The 17,670-nt window shown below is 74.6% G+C and carries 12 protein-coding genes; 3 read left to right on the top strand and 9 right to left on the bottom strand.

Going from position 1 to position 17,670, the window contains the following annotated elements:
- Nucleotides 1-458: 458 nt before the first annotated feature.
- From EMA17_RS37615 to EMA17_RS37585, 8 genes are all read right to left on the bottom strand, one after another.
- Nucleotides 459-2,261, bottom strand: coding sequence for an ABC transporter ATP-binding protein (locus tag EMA17_RS37615; RefSeq protein WP_126641682.1), 1,803 nt, complete (start codon nt 2,259-2,261; stop codon nt 459-461).
- A gap of 366 nt (nt 2,262-2,627) precedes the next feature.
- Nucleotides 2,628-2,765 (bottom strand): VenA family class IV lanthipeptide, encoded by a 138-nt coding sequence (locus EMA17_RS52185; RefSeq protein ID WP_160161714.1) that lies wholly within the window; start codon nt 2,763-2,765, stop codon nt 2,628-2,630.
- 77 nt (nt 2,766-2,842) lie between these two features.
- Nucleotides 2,843-4,660, bottom strand: a complete 1,818-nt coding sequence (locus EMA17_RS37610; RefSeq protein WP_246127160.1) for a S9 family peptidase — start codon at nt 4,658-4,660, stop codon at nt 2,843-2,845.
- Nucleotides 4,661-4,665: 5 nt separating this feature from the next.
- On the bottom strand, nt 4,666-7,884 hold the full coding sequence (locus EMA17_RS37605) for a class III lanthionine synthetase LanKC N-terminal domain-containing protein (protein ID WP_126641680.1): 3,219 nt from the start codon (nt 7,882-7,884) through the stop codon (nt 4,666-4,668).
- 520 nt (nt 7,885-8,404) lie between these two features.
- Nucleotides 8,405-9,076 carry a response regulator gene (locus EMA17_RS37600; RefSeq protein WP_174861493.1) on the bottom strand — a complete coding sequence of 224 codons (672 nt, stop codon included), beginning with the start codon at nt 9,074-9,076 and terminating at the stop codon, nt 8,405-8,407.
- Nucleotides 9,073-10,338 (bottom strand): sensor histidine kinase, encoded by a 1,266-nt coding sequence (locus tag EMA17_RS37595; protein WP_218043196.1) that lies wholly within the window; start codon nt 10,336-10,338, stop codon nt 9,073-9,075. The genes EMA17_RS37600 and EMA17_RS37595 overlap by 4 nt, the downstream gene beginning before the upstream one ends.
- 86 nt (nt 10,339-10,424) lie before the next feature.
- Nucleotides 10,425-11,186: an SDR family NAD(P)-dependent oxidoreductase gene (locus tag EMA17_RS37590; RefSeq protein WP_126641711.1), complete on the bottom strand. Its 762-nt coding sequence runs from the start codon at nt 11,184-11,186 to the stop codon at nt 10,425-10,427.
- Nucleotides 11,187-11,304: 118 nt separating this feature from the next.
- Complete coding sequence (locus EMA17_RS37585; protein WP_126641679.1) at nt 11,305-12,606, bottom strand: PASTA domain-containing protein; 1,302 nt, start codon at nt 12,604-12,606, stop codon at nt 11,305-11,307.
- Between the two features lie 166 nt (nt 12,607-12,772).
- Between EMA17_RS37585 and EMA17_RS37580 the strand changes: the two genes are divergently transcribed.
- From EMA17_RS37580 to EMA17_RS37570, 3 genes are all read left to right on the top strand, one after another.
- Complete coding sequence (locus EMA17_RS37580; protein WP_126641678.1) at nt 12,773-13,600, top strand: Nif3-like dinuclear metal center hexameric protein; 828 nt, start codon at nt 12,773-12,775, stop codon at nt 13,598-13,600.
- A gap of 207 nt (nt 13,601-13,807) precedes the next feature.
- Nucleotides 13,808-14,551, top strand: a complete 744-nt coding sequence (locus EMA17_RS37575) for a zinc ribbon domain-containing protein (RefSeq protein ID WP_126641710.1) — start codon at nt 13,808-13,810, stop codon at nt 14,549-14,551.
- The gene (locus EMA17_RS37570) at nt 14,548-15,714 is read left to right on the top strand and encodes a bifunctional RNase H/acid phosphatase (RefSeq protein ID WP_126641677.1); all 1,167 of its coding nucleotides are present in this window, start codon (nt 14,548-14,550) and stop codon (nt 15,712-15,714) included. Before EMA17_RS37575 ends, EMA17_RS37570 begins: the two co-directional genes overlap by 4 nt.
- Nucleotides 15,715-15,935: 221 nt before the next feature.
- Here EMA17_RS37570 and EMA17_RS37565 read toward each other — a convergent pair whose 3' ends face one another.
- Complete coding sequence (locus EMA17_RS37565) at nt 15,936-17,657, bottom strand: methyltransferase (RefSeq protein WP_126641676.1); 1,722 nt, start codon at nt 17,655-17,657, stop codon at nt 15,936-15,938.
- Between the last annotated feature and the right edge of the window lie 13 nt (nt 17,658-17,670).

The raw sequence follows: 17,670 nt of genomic DNA, 5'->3' as shown, positions 1-17,670 counted from the left end.
GTCCCGGGGCCGGGGCCTGCCGGTGGTCGTTGTGGGGGCGTGGATCTCGGACGGGGTCGTGGTGTCGGATCCGGCTCCGTCACTCGCCGGTGTCGCCTCCCAGGACCTGATCGTGGCCCGAGACGGGGGTGTGGGTCCGCCGGCGGTCGTTACCGGGGTGTCGATCTCGGGCCGGGGTGTGGTGTGGGCTCCGGTTCGGTCGGTCGTTTCGGATTCGACCCCGACCTCGGGGCCGACCCATGGCCCCTGCGCGGCGCCCGTCCGTGCTTCGATGCCGGGTCTGGTCGTTGCGTCGGGTCGGGCACGGTTTCCCGCCCTGACGCCAACCTCGGGTCCCGTGGCCGAAGACCCCGGCGCAGCCCCCGTGTGTGGCTCGCGCCCGGTCCCGGTCCCGGCTCGGGTCCCGGGCTGCGATTCGGGCTCGGTTCCGTCCTTGTCCCCGTCCCCCGTCGCCCCCTTCACGTCCGCTCCTCTCTCGTGAATACCGCGCGGTAGGCCGGGTCGCTCCACAGTTCCCGGTGGGGGCCGAGGGCCTTGATGCGGCCGGAATCGAGCCAGGCCACGAAGTCGGCGTCGGCCGCTGCCGCGGCGCGGTGGGCGACGACGATTCGGGTGCGGTCGGCCAGACCCGTGCGGAAGGCCTCGTGGATGTGGTGTTCGGTGACCGTGTCCAGGCCGCTGGTCGCGTCGTCCAGCACCAGGACCCGTGCGTCCTGGACCAACGCGCGTGCCAGGCCGAGCCGTTGCACCTCCCCGCCGGACAGCGCCAGCCCGTCGGTCCGGGTCGCGTAGCCGGCCGGCAGTCGGCGGACGAAGTCGTCCGCGTAGGCCATCCGGGCCGCCCGGGTCAGTGCCTCCGGATCCGCCCCGGGCCGGCCGTACGCCAGCGCCTCCGCCAGATCGGCGCCCACCAGGACCGGGCGCGGAAACGCGTAGGCGACCCCCCGCCGCAACTCGCCGCGCGCCAACCGGGTCACCGGCAGGCCGTCGAGCAGCACCTCGCCCTCGTCCGGTTCGCGCAGCCGCCCCGCGAGCGCCGCCAGCGTCGACTTGCCCGACCCGGACGCCCCCACCAGAGCCACACACGCCCCCGCCGGCACCGTCAGGTCGATCCCGTCGAGCACCGCCCGACCCCCGCCCGAGCCGGCCTCCCCCTCCGGCACCCGCACCCGCACGCCCCGGAAGACCAGTTCGCCGCCCCCCGGCGGCAGGGTGCGCGCGGTGCCGTACCCGGCGGGCTCGACCGCCAGCAACTCGGCCGCCCGTATCCGCCCCGCACGGGCGTGCGCCACCCCGACCAGCGCCTCCACCTGCTCCAGGAACCCCAGACCGAGAGCCGCGTATCCCGCCGCCGCGACCATCTGCCCCGGGGGAATCCGCCCCTCGGCGAGCAACCACCCCGCCGTCGCGAGCACCGTCAGTTCGACCATCGGCGCGAGCAGCAACACCTGTGCGACGGCGCTGCGTTGGGCCCGCCACAGGCCGTGTCCGGCGGCCGAGAGCTCCGGCAGCGGGGCCAGGATCCGGGCGATCTCCCGATCGCGCGTGCCGCACGCGCGGATCGTCCGGGCCCCCGCGAGTGCGTCGGTCAACCGGCCGGCCAACCCGCCCTGTACCGCCTGGTAGCGGCCGAACAGATCGGTCGCGCGGGCCATGAACACCCGCACCACGAGCAGCCCCGGCAGCAGCCCGCCGAGGAAGCCGACCGCGAGCCACGGGTCGATCAGGGCGAGCGCGACGATGCCGCCGAGCGAGGTGACCAGCGCGCCGAGCGTGCCGAGCAGCGACGGGACGAGCCCGGCCGCGTCGGGTGCGGCGCCGACCAGCCGCGAGGTGACGTCGCCGGCGGGAAAAGGATTCCGCGACCCGGTGCCCAGGTCGGTGACGTGCACGGCGAGCCGGCGGCGCAGGCGCGCGGTGAGCTCGGCGGCCAGCCCCGGACCGGCGATCTCCGCGAGCAACCCGGCCAGCAACCCGAGGACCAGGACGGCGATCAGCCGTACGGTCGGCCCCGAAGCGGAGTCGCCGCGCACCACCGCGTCCACCGAGCCGGCCACCGCCGCCGGCAACAACAGCGCGGCGATCGATCCGGCCGGAACGGCGAGCGCGAGGGTCACCGTCGCCCCGGGCGCGACCCGCAGCGCCCCGCGCACCCCGGTGCCGGTGCGATCGGTCGGCGTCGCCGTCGGCGTCGGCACGCCCGCCGGGAGCGCCTGCGCGGCCATCGGGTCGGCCTGCGCGGCTATCGGGACGTCGACCACGGCGGGCCTCCTCGGATGCGCGGATCGTCGAGCGCGGCGGACCGGCGGCCGTGCCCTCGCCCTCGCCGTCGAGAGGAAAAAGGCGGGCGAGCGGCGCGCCCGCTCGGCGTCGGTCGCCCGGATTGCGATGCTGACCTGGGCCCGGTGACCGGGAGCTCCTGATTCCGGCAGGAACTCCCGGTCCCGGGTTCGTACTTGTCGAACAACCCGCCGACCCGCGACGCGTCGACCGTTCGGGAACACCGGACGGGTGGTCCACCCCGCCCGCCGAACGATCACGGTGTCGATCGAACCCGGGCGTCGACCGGTCTCACGAGCTCGACCGATCGTGCCCGCAGGCCGAATCCGGGTACCGGACGTGGTGCGCTAGTTGATCGTGAAGAGCAGGCAGGTGATCAGCAGGCAGGTGAACTGACACCCGTTGCCGCCGTGCCCGCCCAGCTCGACCGACTCGGTCTCCGGCAACTGCTGCAGCGCGGCGAGGTCGGTCTCGATGGGCTCCATGGCGAATCTCCTTCGGACGTGCCGCCGTCGTGAGCGGTTGCCCCCGACGGGTGGTGCGGGGCGATTCCCCCCTGTCGTCACACCCGGCCGGTTTGCAGGAAACCGGTGAGGTGGGCGTGGAGATCGGGTGCCCCATCCCCGGCCAGGGCCTCGTGGCCGAGACCGGGAAGCTCCAGGTAGCGAAAGTCGGCGCCCTCGACCCGGCCGCGCGCGAGCAGCGTGTGGCGCAGTGCCCTGGACTGGCCGACCGGGATGGTGTCGTCCCGGTCGCCGTGCACGAACAGCAGCGGTACGGCGATGCGTTCGCACACCGCGAGCACGTCGCGCGGGCCCTGGTCGTCGACGTATTCGGTGTCGCCGCCGAGCCGGGTCATCAGCGCGCGGATCGGCAGCGACGCCTCGGCGATCAACCTCGGACCGGACAGGAACGGCGCGACCGCGAGACAGCGCGACCACGCACCCGGCGCGAGCGACGCGGCGAGCAGCGCGAGGTAGGCCCCGTAGCTGACCCCGAACAGGGCGGCCGGCGCGCGGCCGAAGGCGGCTCGCTCGGCGGCCAGGGTGCGGCCGATCGCGGTGACGTCGGCGAGGTCCGGGCCGCCCCACGCGCCGTGCAGCTCGCGGGCGAAGCGGGCGCCGTACCCGGTACTGCCGCGCTGGTTCGGCGCCACCACCGCGATGCCCGCCGCCGCGAGCCGTTGCAGCAGCGGATCGAACTCGAACCGCCACGCCGCCGCCGGACCGCCGTGCAGGGCGAGCAGGACGTGCTCGGCGCACCGCCAGTCGGGGCCGCCGTAGACGATCGACTCGACCGGACCCGTCCCGCCGACCAGCAGCTCCAGATGGGCCGGCCGCCACTGGGGCCGGTCCGCGTCGTCGAACCCGACGAACGGGCCCGGTTCGCCGTCCTGGCGCCACGACCCCGGGCGGGACGGGTCGAGCCGGGCCAGGCAACTGGGCCGATCCGGCGCGGAGAACGGGATCCGCAACCCCTGTTCGGTCCACCGGCCGACCGCGCCCAGACACCCGTCCGGGGTGGCCGCCTCGACCAGCTCGCCCTCCTCCGGGGTCCATACGGCCAGCCGCGAGATCGCCCCCCGGTCGAGCTGGACCGCCACCCGGCGGCCGTCCGGCGCGATCGCGATCGGGCGTACCTGCGCGTCGGGCACGTGTACGACCTCGGGAAAACGCACCCGGCCCGGCGCCTGCGTGCGGTCGGCGGGCAGCCGGATCCAGCCGAGCCGGTCCGAGCCCGGCGCGTTGCTCGCGATCACCAGCAGCCCGCCGACCGGATCGGCGAGCAGGAGCCGGTCGTTGCTGTCGTCGGTCAGCTCCAGGAACGGGCGTACGGTCGCCGTCCCCAGGTCGAGCGCGACGGTCTTGACCCGGCCGCCGCGCACCTCGTCCAGGGCGAGCCGGTGACCGTCCGGGTCGAGCCAGACCCCGCCGCTGTACAGCCCGGACAACTCGGCGACGGGGTCCAACCGGCCGTCCTCGCGGACCAGCCACACCGTCGTCGACGGGGTCGTGTCCGCCCCGAGGGCGAGGGCGAGCGCGTCCGTACCGGGGTAGGGGAGCAGCCGCAGGCCCGGCAGCCGCACCGTGGTCACGTGTCGTTCGCTGCCCGCGTCGTCGGCTTCGAGCAGGGCCAACTCGTGCCGCCCGGGCTCGTGTCGGCAGGCCAGCACCCGACCGTCGGGGAGGGCGAGCAGTTGGGTGTGCAGCCGCTCGGGCGCGCCGGTGCCGACCGGGATCGCGCCACTGGCCCGCCCCGGCCGCAACGACCACGACTCCACCCGCCAGGTGCCGTCGCCCGGCGTGGCCAGGCACGCGGCGTGTCCGCCGTCGGCCGCGAACGACCAACTGATCCGCCGCAGCGGTCGAGTCGTCACCATCGTGCTCACGCTTCCTCACCGTCCAACCACAACCGCGCTCCGCCGTGGCCGAGCCGGAGCAGGAAGCCCAGGACACCGGCGGTGCCGGTGCCGTACGAGGCGGACACACCCGTGGCGGTCTCGTCGGCCGGTACCCGCAGGCCGTCGACGATCGCGGTCCGCACCCGCAGCTGATCGGCGAGCTCGGCGGCCCGCGCACGATGGATCGGATCGCCCAGCGTCTCGGCCAGGTCGAGCAGGAACTCCCCGTTGCCCGCGAGACCGTGGCACGCGGTGGTGCCCGAGTGCCACCGGGCCCGATGCACCGCCGCACCGGCGCGCTCGGCCAGGTCGCGGTGGAGCGGATCGTGGTCCGCCCGCCACAGCCGGATCAGGAACGTACCGACGCCGGCCGAACCGCTGCACCAGTACGCCAGGCGGACCCCGTCCGGATCGCCCGGACCCTGCGGCCACCACGCGGTGTCGCCGTCGACGCGCACGGTGCGGGCGAGGGTACGCGCCGCCGCCCGGGCGCCGTCGAGGTAGCCCTCGCGGCCGGTGGTCAGGGCCGCCTCCAGGAGGAACGCGCCCACCCCGGCGACGCCGTGCGCGAACCCGAGGTGCGCGGCGCCGGCAAGGCGCGAGTCGAAGTCCCGCGGTACGGGCCACAGGGTCAGGTCGCCGGTCTGCCGGGCGGCGCCGAGCAGCGTGTCGGCACACGCGACGACGCGCCGCCGGAAACGTTCGTCGCCGGTCGCCCGCCACATCCGGACCTGGAGCAGACCGGCCCCGGCGGCGCCGTGGCACACGTCCGGGTTGGGCCAGGCGATCGGTACCCGCAGGGCGAGGTCGGCGGCGCCGGCGGCCAGTTCGGCGTCGCCGAGCAGCGTCGCCGCGTCGTGCAGCGCCCAGGCGGTGCCGGAACGCCCGAAGTGCAGCCCGGGCAGGACCACGGGCTCGGCCGCGGCCCGATCGCGCAGCCAGGCGGCGCCGTCCTCGACCGCGCGATGCAGGGTGTAGCGCAGCCGGGGTTCGAGCGTGGTGGTGTGCGCGGCCCGGGCCAGCACGCCGAGCACGCCGGCCGCGCCGTACTGCACGCCGCACGGATCCATCGCCGCCGCGCCGGCCGTCATCGGCCACAGCCGATCCACCCGCCCCGGCGTCATCGTGGCCACGAGGTGCGCGAGCCCGTCCCGAAGCAGCACGTCGTCCTCGGGCGGCTGCGGATGCGGCGGAACCTTGTCGCCCTCGGTGTCCGGATGCGGCCGAGGCCCATCCGGCACATCCTGCCGAGCGGCACAGCCGGTACGGCCGTCGGCGGCACCGTCGACGAGGCCGGACTCACGACGAGGGCCCTGCCCCGACCGCCCCGCCGACCCGCGGCCCGACCGGCCGTCCACCAGGTCGCCCGACGCGCCCACGGCGTGGCCCGTCTCGCGCCGAGGGCCGTCACCCGGCGGCCCTGCCGACACGACGCGGCCCGACCGGCCGCCGGCCAGGTCGCCCGACGCGCCCACCGACCGGGCGGGCGACCCGTTTCCCGCCCCGCCGCTCGCCTCGGTGGCCGTCCCGTCGCCCGACTCGCCGCTCGCCCCGGCGGCCGACCCGCCCCTCGCCCCGCCCCTCGGCTCGTCGAGCGACCCGCCGCCCGAACCCGAGCGCACATCGTCGACCGGGTCCGCCCCACCCCCGCCCCCGCCCGCCGGCCCCGTCACGAAGGCGGACACCCGCTCCGTCGACCAGCGTCGCGTCGGGTCCTCGTGCCACAGGCCGCGGATCGCCGGGGCCAGGCGCCGCGCGGTTTCGCCGTGTCGGGCCGCCGACTCCAGCCACGCACCCAGGCGTTCCACCGTGTCGCGGGTGGTGCCCACGTCCTCGGGCAGGGCCGGGTCGGCGCCGGTGGCGAGCAGGAAGAACAGGCCGCCGAGGCTGTACAGGTCGGCCGAGGGATGCGCCCGATGACTGCCGTCGACGGCCGGCCGCTGCTCCGGCGCCCGATAGCCGGGCGTACCGGCGGCACCGGCCGGTGCGCCGATCTCGGCGGCCAGCTCCAGATCCACCAGCCGCAGCGCGCCGTCCGGCCCGACCAGCACATTAGTCGGCGACAGGTCGCGAATCACCAGACCTTCGCCGTGCACGGTCCGGACCAGCCGGATCAGCCCCTCGACGAGGGGCCGGGCCCGCGCCCACGGTACGTCCGGATCCGCGGCGTGCCGGACCGCCCAGGCACGCAACGGCTCGCCCGGTATCCGCTCCTGGGCCAGGAAGATCGTCTCGGCCTCTTCGAGCAGCGCGACGTGCCGAGGAGTCACGCCGGTGTGTTCGAGCCGCCGCATCAGCACCGCCTCGTGCCGCAACGCCGCGCACGCGTCCCGCCCGGAGCGGTCCACCTCGATGTGCGCACGGGCCTGCTTGACCACGACCTCGGTGTCGTCGGTGGTGTCCCGGCCCAGAAACACGCCGCCCTTGGCGGAGTGCCGCAGTGCCGAGGTGACCGCGAACCGGCCGCCGATCAGCACCCCCGCCCGCCGGGGCGCCGACGCGGACGCGGCGGACGGCGCCGAACGGGCCCGCCGTACCAGCGGATCGGGCGCCCACGGCGGCGGAGTGAACCACGCCTCCCGGGCGTCGTCCACGGCCGACCCGTCGGGGTCGGTCAGCACCGCGCGATAGCCGCCGTCGTTGCCGAGCACCGCCCGACGGCCGAACCCGCCGTAGCGGTAGTGCACCACGCTGCCGGGTCGGCACGGCCGGTCGGAGAGGATGCCCGGGCCGGTCAGCTCGCGCGTGACCTCGTCGAGCGCGTCCACCAGTTCCATGAACTGCTCGTCGTCGTCGGGGTAGACGGTGATGAACTTGCCCGCCGAAGCCCGGTCCGCCTCACGGGAGTTGAGCATCCGCAGCCGCTCCAGGTCACCGGCGAACTTGAACGCCACCCGACGCGGCAACAGCACGTCGCACACCCGGCCGAGCACATGCGGGGCGTCCCCGGTCCGCGCGCTGACATGGATCTTCCAGCCCTGTGCGCGAGCCGCGTGGCCCGGCGGCCGTACGGTGCACCAGAAGTCGTCGGAGCGCACATCCCACGCACCGGCCGAGCCCGGGGCTCCTTCGCCGGTTCCCTGTTCCCGGGCACCGACCGCGTCGCGATCGAGCGCCGCACGGACGTGGTCGACCAGGTTCGTACCCGGCGCGCCGTGGCCGCCGGTGCGCTCCGCCCGGTGTCCACGAGTCGTCGTCGCCATCCCTGGACTTCCCCCCTCGACAGTGCCCTCGCGCCCCGGCCGACGACGCGTCGCGCGCCCGTCGACCGATGCCCGGAAACGGTTGTCGAGCGACCGGGTGCCCCGGTCGCCGACGCGGCCGCCCCGCCTCGGATCGCTCCCCCCGACGGGACGGCATGACCGTACGCAGCGCGTTCGGGACAGCTCAACGAGTTGCGACACCCTTCACCCAATTGAGTGAAGTGACCCGCATTGAGGACCTGTTGGTCAGTTCATCTGCATATTCCCGCCGGGCCACCATCCCCCCAGCTCAGCCCACCCACCGCCCGGCCCCCACACGCCAGAGGATGGCCCGATCGAGCGAGCCCCGCCCCGACTCCCACTCCGCGATTCGGCCCCGAACCCCACCGAATCACCATCACCCGAAAGCCCAGGTGGCGCGGCAAGCGGATCCCCCGTCCCGGAAACCGACCGAAGCCGACCGACATCCGGCACCGAAGCGGCGTCCGGACGGCGGGCGCACCCGGCCCGCGGCCGCTCGCTAGTCGGCGATGCCGCGTTGTTGGGCCAGGATTGCGGCTTGGACTCGGCTGTTGAGGCCGAGTTTGGTGAGGATGCGGCTCACGTGGGTCTTGGCGGTGGCCTCGGCCATGTCCAGGTGTGCGGCGATGCGTTGGTTCGACATGCCTCGGCCCAGGCAGGCCAGGACGTCGCTTTCGCGCGGGGTGAGCGAGGCCAGGGCCTCGGCGGGGACCTCCGGGCCGTCCGTCGGCCGGGTCGGGGGCGGGCTCGCGAACGCGTGGATCAGCCGACGGGTGACCTCCGGCGCGACGAAGCCGTCGCCGCGCGCGACCAGGCGCACCGCCTCCACCAACCGGGCGGCGTCGACCGTCTTGAGCAGGAACCCGGCGGCGCCCGCGCGCAGTGCGCCGAACACGTAGTCGTCCAGGTCGAACGTGGTCAGCACGAGCACGTCCAGGCCCGCCGCGGTCAACTCCCGGGTGGCGCTGATCCCGTCGAGGCGCGGCATCCGTACGTCCATCAGCACCACGTCCGGGCGCAACGCCCGGGCCAGTGCCACCGCGTCCTCGCCGTCGGCGGCCTCGCCGACCACCTCGATGCCCGGTGCCGCGTCCAGGATCAGGACGAGCCCCGCCCGGACCGCCGCCTGATCCTCCGCGACCAGCACCCGCAGCGTCTCGGCGTCGCTCACCCGGTCCCACCCTTCGGCCCCGTCGGGGCGTTCTTGATTCCGGCGTCGAGCACCACGTCGTCACCGCACGGGAGTTCGGCCCGCAGATGCCACCGGCCGTCGCGCGGGCCCGCCTCGAACAGGCCGCCGAGCAACGAGACCCGCTCCGACATGCCGACCAGACCGGCCCGCGCGCCGGGCAGCCCGGTGACGTGCTCGGGGTCGATCCCGTTCTCGCCGGTGATCACCACATCATCGGCGCGATAGGCGAAGACCAGGCGCAACCGCTGCGGCGTGGCGTGCTTGAGGGCGTTGGTCAGCGTCTCCTGGACCACCCGATAGGCCGCGAGGTCGACCGGGGTGGGCAACTCCCGCACCACGCCGACGATCTCGATGTCCACGAGCAGCCCGGCCCGGCGCACGTGTTCGACCAGTCGATCGGTCTCGGCGAGGCGGGGTACCGACACCGGCTCCTCGGGGGTGTTCTCCGAGCGCAGCAGACCGATCATCCGGCGCATCTCGGTGAGCCCCTGCACGCTGCTCTCCCGGATCACCTCCAGCGCCTCGCGCAGCCGCGCCTCGTCCAGGCTCTTCACGGACAGCGCGGCGGTGGACTGGACCGCGACCGCGCTCAGGTGGTTGGCGATCACGTCGTGCAACTCGCGGGCCATCCGGGCACGTTCGGCGATCACGGCGGCCTGGTGGTCGAGTTCGGCCAGCCGCGCCGTCTGGGCGGAGCGCAGCCGTTCCACCTCGGCCTTCTCCCGGTGCTCGCGCACCGAGAACCCGGTGAGCACGGGGGAGATGGCGACCAGGCCGATGTAGAAGACGGCGAGGACGAAGACCCGGAAGCTGCGGATCGTCGCCCAGATGGTGATCGTAGTCACCACCAGGAACGCCAGATTGCCGTACAACAACCGCCAGGCCAGCCGCGAACTGCCGTACACGGCGACCGCGTACAGCACGTCGGACCACATGATCAGGCCGCCGATCGAGGGCCCGAGCGCGGTGTCCAACCCCTCGCCGACGAGTCCGAGGGCGAGCGCGAAGCGCGGCGACGAACTGCGATGGCACTGGGCGAGCGTGAGCAACAGCAGCGGCCCCAGCCGCAACCACGGACTCGGGTCCCAGACGCTCCAGACCACATACGAACGGGTGAAGAGCAGGACGAGCGCGCCCGCGAGCACCACGCCGCCGATCGCACAGTCGCGGCGGATCGGCGGCGCCAGGCCGGGCAGGTGCAGGGGCAGGGGGCGCTGCCACGCGGAGGTCTGATCGCTCACGACCCCATCCCAACATCATGGGGACGGACGTGCCGACCATTGACGCCGAACGGCGTGCGAATCCTCCCGGTTCGCGGTGATTACCGCTATTTCGGCTGAAAGCGAATTCCGCCGTCGAGCCGGATCACCTCGGCGTTGAGGTAGCTGTTCGTGAGCAATTCGTACGCAAGCGAGGCGAACTCGTCGGGCACGCCCATGCGCTTGGGGAAGAGCACCTGCGCGCCGAGGGTGTCCTTGACCGCCTGTGGCGCGGCGGCGAACAGCGCGGTGTCCATCGTGCCCGGCGCGATGGTGTTGACCCGCACGCCGATCGCGGACAGATCGCGGGCCACCGGCAGGGTCAGGCCGACCACGCCGGCCTTGGAGGCGCCGTACGCGGCCTGGCCGATCTGCCCGTCGAAGGCGGCCACGGAGGCGGTGCACACGATCGCGCCCCGCTCGCCGTCGGCCTGCGGCTCGACCGAGGCCATCGCGGCGGCGGCCAGGCGGACGGCGTTGAAGGTGCCGATCAGGTTCAGCCGGACGATGAACTCGAACGCGGCCAGCGGGTGCGGGGTGCCGTCCCGGGCCACGGTACGCGCGCCCATGCCGGTGCCCGCGCAGGACACCAGGGCGCGCAGCGGCGCGACGGCGACGGCCGCGTCCACCGCGGCCTGTACCTGGTCCTCCCGGGTGACGTCGGTGGCGACGAAGACACCGCCGATCTCGGCGGCGACCGCCTTGCCGCGTTCCTCGTTCTTGTCCGCGATCACCACGGAGGTGCCGCCGGCCGCGAGCCGGCGGGCGGTGGCCTCGCCGAGCCCGGAGGCCCCGCCGGTGACGATCGCGGACGAGCCGGTGAGATCCAGCATGAGCAAGCTCCCTTCGCCTGTTCTTGACTGAAGCAAGCTATTGCATGGCGTGGGGAGGCGGCCAGGGCCCGCCGTAGCGCCCGCCCGGGCCCACCCCGCGCGGATCGACCCGATCTCAGCGCGGGGCCGGCGACCCCGTGCTCGGCGCCGTCGCCACCCGCACGGTCACCGTCGAGCCGCGCCGGACCTTCGAGCCCTCGCCCGGGGCGCAGTCGACGACCGTGTCCTCCGGCGTATCGGCGGTCGGCACCCGGACGATGTTCGCCACCAGGTCCGCCCCCCGCAGCCGGGACTCGGCCTCGGACGACGACGCGCCGACCAGCGGCGGCACCGTGGTCGTCGCCGGCGCGGTCGCCGTGGGGGAGGAGATCGGCGCGGTGGTGGTCGGCGGCGGGGTCGTCCTGGCCCCCGACATCACCACCACGATCTCCGCCCGGTCCCGGTCCACCTTCGTCCCGGCCGCCGGATCGGTGGACACGATCGTGCCGCCGCTGCCCCGGACACTGCCCCGGAAGCCCCGTTCGCGCAGCAGCGCGACGCCCTGCGCCTCGGTCATCCCGACCACGTTCGGCACGGTCAGCCTGGCGGGCGCGCTCGTGGCGGGCGCGGCCGAGTCGCTCGCGTCCGGCGTGCTGGTCACCGGCGCCTCGGTGGTCGGCCCGGCGGTCGGCCTCGGGCCCGTCGACTCCGGCACGGACGTGGTCGGACTCGTCTTGGCCGCCGGCGAGGCGTCGTCCGAACCCGCCATCGCCATGCCCACCACCAGGGCCACCGCGATCGCGGCCACGGTGGCGAACACGGCCGCGACGACCTTCGTCCGCCGATTCCCGTTCCGGTGCTCGCGGTCGACCGCCGCCCCCGCAGCCGCCCCCGCCGTACCCCAAGCCCCCGCGCCGGCGCCGGCGACCACCCGTACCGAGAACGGCGCGCACGCCGCCACCCGCATGTCCCGGGCGGAGACCACCCGCACCGGCACGTCGTTCTCCTCGACGACCCGGGAGTCCTCCTCGAACGCGCTGCCGCCGCCGTCCGCGCCGACCTCGCCGAGGCCGAACATCCCGTTCGGCGCGAGCTGGTCCTCGACGTCCGGGGGCACCGTGTACACGATCGTCCAGGTCCGGACCTCGCCCGGCTGCAACTCGGGCGGCCCGGGTCGATCGAGGCCGATCCGCCGGGCGGCGTCCCGGGGCAGTTCCGGGTCGTAGACGTCCGACACGCTGCCCGTGTTGCGCAGGGTCAGCGTCACCATGACCGTCTCGCCGGGAGCCGCGGTGATCCGACGGGGCTCGCACCACGCCTGTACCGCGCAGGCCGGGTCGCCCATGCGCTGACCGTGCAGGTCGGTGCCGCATTGTTCGCCCGGGCAGTACGCGTCCGTCTCCAGATAGGGCGTACCGCACAGCAGACAGTGCAGCATCGTCGTCGTCCCCCTCGTGTCGTACGACAGTGCGAGCCTGCATACCGCACAAACGCTTCGGATGGGGCCGACTTCACACAACCGACAGGCATTCCGGTGTACTCCGTCACCGTCCGTCCGGGATGCCCGAATCGGGACGGCGGGCGCGGAGAGGTAACCTCCCTTCGTGCCCAAGCTCTCCGACGTCGTCGCCACTCTCGAACGGATCTACCACCCCGACTGGGCCGAATCCTGGGACGCGGTCGGGTTGGTCTGCGGCGACCCGGACGCCGAGGTGCGCTCGGTGATGTTCGCCGTCGACCCGACCCTGGCGGTGGCCGAGGAAGCGCTCGCGCGCGGCGCCGACCTCCTGGTCACCCACCACCCGCTCTTCCTGCGCGGCGTGCACTCGGTGGCCGCGACCGGGTTCAAGGGACGCGTCGTACACCGGCTGATCACCGGCGGTTGCGCCCTGCACGTGGCGCACACCAACGCCGACTCGGCCGCCCCCGGGGTCTCCGACGCACTCGCCGCGGCCCTCGGGCTGACCGTCACCGCGCCGCTCGACCCGGCCCCGGCCGACCCGAGCGAGTGCCGGGGCATCGGCCGGATCGGCGAGTTGGCCGCCCCCGAGACGCTGGCCGCGTTCGCCGCCCGGGCCGCCCGAGCCCTGCCCGCCACCGCGACGGGCCTGCGGGTGGCCGGCGACCCGGATCGCCTCGTGCGCACCGTCGCGGTGTGCGGCGGCGCGGGCGACAGCCTCTTCGCCGCGGTCCGGCGCAGTCGCGCCGACGTCTACGTCACCGCCGACCTGCGCCACCACCCGGCGTCCGAGGCGCTGGAGGCCGGCGGCCCCGCGCTGCTCGATGCCCCACACTGGGCCACCGAGTGGCCGTGGTTGCGCCACGCGGCCGACGAACTCACCCGTGCACTGACCGCCGGCGGTACTACGGTGGAAACCCACGTCTCGGAACTAGTCACCGACCCATGGACGTTCCACACACCGCATCCCTGAACACCGCCGTACACACCGTCACGCAGCCACACCGCGACCGGGCACCGCGACGCGGGTGATCGGGCCCGCCCGGCCCGTCCGTCGTCCGCGGCACCCGAACCCCCAGCACCCGAACCCACCCACCGAACGCACCGGGTGGCCGGGTGGGAACACAACCTCCCGCCCACCCGCGCCGTATCCACCCGAGCCGTATCCAAGGAGCCCCCGCTGAACGCCGCGCCCGCCGACCAGCTCCGCCTGCTCGACCTCCAGGCCCTGGACTCGCGAATCGACCTGCTCGCCCACAAGAAGCGCACGCTGCCGGAGAACGAGGAGATCGACCGCCTCGGCTCGCAGCTCGCCCGGTTGCGCGACCTCGTGGTCGCCGCCGAGACCGAGGAGAGCGACGCGGCCCGCGACCAGACCAAGGCCGAGCAGGACGTCGACCAGGTCCGCAAGCGCGCCGAGCGCGACCGGCAGCGGCTCGACTCGGGCCACGTCACCTCGCCCAAGGACCTGGAGAACCTGCAGCGCGAGGTGACCTCGCTGGCCAAGCGCCAGGACGACCTCGAGGAGGTGGTCCTGGAGGTCATGGAACGCCGCGAGGAGATCCTGGGCCGCCTGGGCCGGCTGGTCGGCGAGCGGGACGAGGCGCAGACCGCCCGCGACGCCGCCGAGGCCCGCCGGGGTGCCGCCGAGGCGGAGATCGACGCCGAGGCGGACGCCGCCGGCAAGCAGCGCACGGTGGTCGCGGGCGCGATCCCGGCCGACCTGATCAAGCTCTACGAGCGCATCCGCGAGCAGTCGCACGGCGTGGCGGTGGCCCCGCTGTTCCAGCGCCGCTGCGAGGGCTGCCGGCTGGAGCTGGGGATCACCGACCTGGGCGCGATCCGGGCCGCGGCGCCGGACGCGATCGTGCGCTGCGAGAACTGTCGGCGCATCCTCGTCCGCACCGCCGAGTCGGGCCTGTGAGGCTCGTCGTCGAGGCCGACGGCGGCTCCCGGGGCAACCCGGGCCCGGCGGCCTACGGCGCGCTGGTGCGCGACGCGGACACCGGCGAGGTGCTGCACGAGATCGCCGAGGCGATCGGGGTGGCCACGAACAACGTGGCCGAGTACCGGGGCCTGATCGCGGGGCTGACCGCCGCACACACGATCGACCCGACGGCGACCGTGGAGGTGCGGGCCGACTCCAAGCTCGTGGTCGAGCAGATGTCGGGCCGCTGGAAGATCAAGCACGCCGACATGCGCGACCTGGCGACCAAGGCCCGGGGGATCCACCCGCCGGGGCAGGTCACCTACACGTGGATCCCGCGCGAGCGGAACAAGCACGCCGACCGCCTCGCCAACGAGGCGATGGACGCGGCGGCCAAGGGCCGGGCCTGGACCGCGCAGAACTCCACCGCGTTCGCGACGGCCGGACCGGCCGAGGCCGCGCCGGCCGCCGAACCCGTGCCGAGCGGGCCGGCCGCGTCCGCCAAGGCGCGCCCGACCGCGCCCGGCTGGGGGCCGGACCTGGGTCGCCCGACCACCCTGGTCCTGCTGCGCCACGGCGAGACCGCGCTCACCCCGCAAAAGCGCTTCTCCGGCACCGGCGCCGACCCGGAGCTGTCCGAACGCGGCCGGTGGCAGGCGGCCCGCGCCGCGGAGGCGCTGGCCGAGCGCGGCACCATCGAGGCGATCGTGTCCTCGCCGCTGGGCCGTTGCCGGCAGACCGCCGAGGCGGTGGCGCAGCGGCTCGGGCTGAAGGTGCGCGAGGAGCCGGGCTTTCGGGAGACCGACTTCGGCGCGTGGGAGGGGTTGACCTTCGCCGAGGCGCGCGAGCGTACCCCGGACGCCCTGGACGCGTGGTTGACCTCGGCCGACGCGGCGCCGCCCGGCGGCGAGAGCTTCACCGAGGTGGCCCGCCGGGTCGAGGTGGCGCGGGACAAGACGATCGCCCGGTACGCCGGCCGCACCGTGCTCGTGGTCACCCACGTGACGCCGATCAAGACCCTGGTCCGGATCGCCCTCGGCGCACCGGCGGAATCGATGTTCCGGATGGAGCTGTCGGCGGCGGCGATCAGCGCGGTCCAGTGGTGGTCCGACGGCAACGCGTCGCTGCGCGTCTTCAACGAGACCGCGCACCTGCGCTGACGGCCCGGCCTCGCCGGCCGCCCGACCCGGGAGCGCACGCGACCCGCGCCCGGATCGAACAAAAGTTTGACCCCGGCGTGGAGGGTGTGGCATAGTGGCGAGTGGCTTCAGCGTGCCCGCCAGTGGAATCCGGGCGGACCACGCGGAGGACCAAGCTTCCGAAAGCCCCGAGCCGATCCCGGCCGGGGCTTTCGTCGTAGCGAGCCACCCCGCCCCCGGCCTCAGGGCCGCGCCGCGTCGGCCCTGCGGACGTGCAGCACACTCGCGCCCAGCGGCAGCGGCGAGGCGTCGACGAGCCGGAGCCCGGCGTCGCCGAGCAGCCGGCCGTAGTGGTCGACGCCGCGCTCGCGGCCCCCGACGTTGCACATCATGTGCAGGTCCCAGGCGATGGCCGGCGCCGGGGAGCCGTCGGCGGGCAGCAGGCGCTCGACGACGAGCAGGTCGGCGTGTACGGGCATGGCGGCGGCGCAGTGCCGGAGGATCTGCCCGCAGCGCTCGTCGTCCCAGTCGTGCAGGACGCGGGAGAGCACGTAGACGTCCCCGCCCGCCGGTACGTCCGCGAAATCGCCGGCCCGGTACGCGCAGCGCTCGCCCACCCCGGCCGCGTCGAGCGAGCGGCGGGCGGCCGCCACGACGTGCGGACGCTCCAGCAGCACGCCGCGCAGGTTCGGGCGCGCGGCGAGCAGTCGGCCGAGCAACTCGCCCGTACCGCCCGCGACGTCGACGACGGTCCTGGGTCCCGCCGCGTCGCCGGCCGCCGTGATCACCGGGTGCGCGGGCAGCGGATCGAACATGCGCGCGCTCGCGGCCATGGACTCGTCGAAGCAGGCGGCGAGTTCGGGCCGGCGGGCGAAGTAGTCGAAGTGATTCTCGCCGAACAGCCGCTCGAAGCCGGTGTCCCCGGTCCGCACGCTGTGCGTGAGCAGCGCGAAGGACCGGTAGAACGGGCCGCCGTACATCAGCGTCAACGGCCGCATCGAACCGGGGGAGTTCGCGCGCAACAGCGCGCCGGCCTCGGTGAGCCGGAAGCCGTTCGCGTCCTCCACGACCATGTCCAGCATGGTGAGGTAGCGCAGCAGCCGCGCCAGGCTCGGCGGATCGGCGTCGACCGCCCGCGCCAGCGTCGCGAGCCCGACGGCGGCGCCCGTCTCCATGGCGTCGGCCAGCCCCAGCCGCGCACACGTCGCCAGCGCCTGGGTCGTCCACGCGCCGGTCGACAGCCGCAGCAGCGTCTCGGCGGGCTGCCGGGTCCGGAAGTCCTCCAGGTGGGCGGCGAGCACCTGCCGGTGGTCGCCGCTCGCGTACAGCTCCAGGCGGCGGTACGCGGCCTTCGAGTCGGCGGGAGCGGTGAAGTAGAAGACCGTGCCGTCCTCGTGCGGGTTGTACCCGCCGCCGTCGGCGAACGCGCCGTGCCGGGCGAAGGTCGCGCACAGGCCGCGCAGCACCAGCGGATCGGGCCGCCGGACCTCGAACGCCAGATGCGCCTCGTGCTCCCGTTCCCGCTCGTGCGCGGCGATGTCCGCCAACTCCGACCCCGGCGGCACGGGGAGCACGAACACCTCGACCGCCCGGCGTTCGCCGTCGAGACCCCGCACGGCGGGGCGCAGGATGCCCACGTCGAGGTCGGCGACGTCGCGCCGGTGTCGTAACGCCAGCCGCTCGCGGACCACCACGCTGGGCAGCCGCGGGTCGTCCGCGTCCAGCCCGTGCGCGGCCAACTCCGCGCGCAACTGCGCCATGCTCGGCGGGCAGACGAGCAGCCCGGCGTGCACGAAGCGGCAACGATCCACGAGCGCCCGCAACTCCGGGCCGTCCAGGCCCGGCAACAGCAGCGCGAGCAGCGTCGCGGTGTGCTGGTGTCGGACGATGTCGATCGCCGCGCTCAGGCGGGCCGTGTCGTCACGGCCGCTCGTCCTCGTCGGCGTCTGCGTCTGTGTGGTCATCTGAAGGACTCCT

This window comes from Embleya hyalina (assembly GCF_003967355.1).
Taxonomy (GTDB): Bacteria; Actinomycetota; Actinomycetes; order Streptomycetales; family Streptomycetaceae; genus Embleya; species Embleya hyalina.
Note: the sequence above shows the minus strand (reverse complement) of the source record. Positions and strands in the feature narration are given on the sequence as shown.

Excerpts from the sequence above, each read along its gene's own strand:
- EMA17_RS52185 (WP_160161714.1), bottom strand. The coding sequence starts at position 2,765 with ATGGAGCCCATCGAGACCGACCTCGCCGCGCTGCAGCAGTTGCCGGAG.
- EMA17_RS37610 (WP_246127160.1), bottom strand. The coding sequence starts at position 4,660 with ATGGTGACGACTCGACCGCTGCGGCGGATCAGTTGGTCGTTCGCGGCC.
- EMA17_RS37605 (WP_126641680.1), bottom strand. The coding sequence starts at position 7,884 with ATGGCGACGACGACTCGTGGACACCGGGCGGAGCGCACCGGCGGCCAC.
- EMA17_RS37585 (WP_126641679.1), bottom strand. The coding sequence starts at position 12,606 with ATGCTGCACTGTCTGCTGTGCGGTACGCCCTATCTGGAGACGGACGCG.
- EMA17_RS37565 (WP_126641676.1), bottom strand. The coding sequence starts at position 17,657 with ATGACCACACAGACGCAGACGCCGACGAGGACGAGCGGCCGTGACGAC.